The following is a 1,045-nucleotide window of genomic DNA, read 5'->3' on the forward strand; positions in this document are numbered from 1 at the left end:
CACCATCGTCAAGCCGCTGCCGCCGGAGTGGTTCGTGAGGCACGGCACCAACGCGGAGACCCGCTGGGAGGCGTTGCGCGGCGTCGGCCGCACCACCCCGAACGAGCTGTTCTTCGTCCGCAACCACACCTCGACACCGCAACTGGGCGCCGCGGATTGGCGGTTGCGCCTGTGGGGCGACGGACTGCGCGGCACGCCCGCCGAGGACCGGCCGGTGGAGTTCGGCTACGACGACCTGCGCGCGCTGCCGTCGGTGTCCCGGACGGCGTTCGTGGAGTGCGCGGGCAACGGCCGGAGTCTCTACGGCGTCCAGCAGGGCCTGACGGTCAGCGGGACGGCCTGGGGCCTGGGCGCGGTCGGCGTCGCCCGGTGGCGCGGCGTGCGTCTCGCCGACGTGCTGCGCCGCGCGGGTCTGTCGCCGTACGCGGTGGACGTCCAGCCGCGGGGTCTGGACGCCGAGTACGTCAGCGGCGGGGAGAACCTCGGCCGGGTGCGCCGCCCGCTGCCGCTGTCCAAGGCCCTGGACGACGTGCTGCTCGCCTACGAGATGAACGGCGAGCCGCTGCCGCCCGACCACGGGTTCCCGGTGCGGGTGCTGGTGCCGTCGTGGGTGGGCATCGCCTCGGTCAAGTGGGTGGGCGACATCGAGGTGTCGGCGCAGCCGCTGTTCTCGCCCTGGAACACCGCCTTCTACCGGCTGTTCGGCTCCGCGCACGGCGACGGCAGCGCGCCGATCACCCGGCAGGTGGTCAAGAGCGCCTTCGAGCTGGCCTCCGGCGCCGTCTTCCGCGCCGGGGAGGGACAGGTGCTGCACGGCCGTTCCTGGTCGGGGTCCGGCGGCATCGCCGAGGTCGAGGTCAGCACCGACGGCGGGGCGACCTGGCGGAGGGCGTCGCTGCACGACCGTCCGCGCACCGGAAGCTGGAGCCGCTGGTCGGTGCCCTGGCGCCCCGCCTCCCCCGGCGCCACGCAGCTGCTGGCCCGCGCCACCGACACCGCCGGCCGGAGCCAGCCCGACGAGGCGGTGCACAACACCCAGGGGTAC

The 1,045-nt window shown here is 74.7% G+C and carries 1 protein-coding gene; it reads left to right on the forward strand.

All coding sequences use genetic code 11. The features are described from left to right. Positions 1 to 1,045 (forward strand): sulfite oxidase (locus HW445_RS32365; protein WP_180224307.1); only part of this gene is annotated, 1,045 nt, incomplete at both ends.

It is taken from the genome of Streptomyces sp. UH6, from assembly GCF_013421635.1.
Lineage (GTDB): Bacteria > Actinomycetota > Actinomycetes > Streptomycetales > Streptomycetaceae > Streptomyces > Streptomyces abyssomicinicus.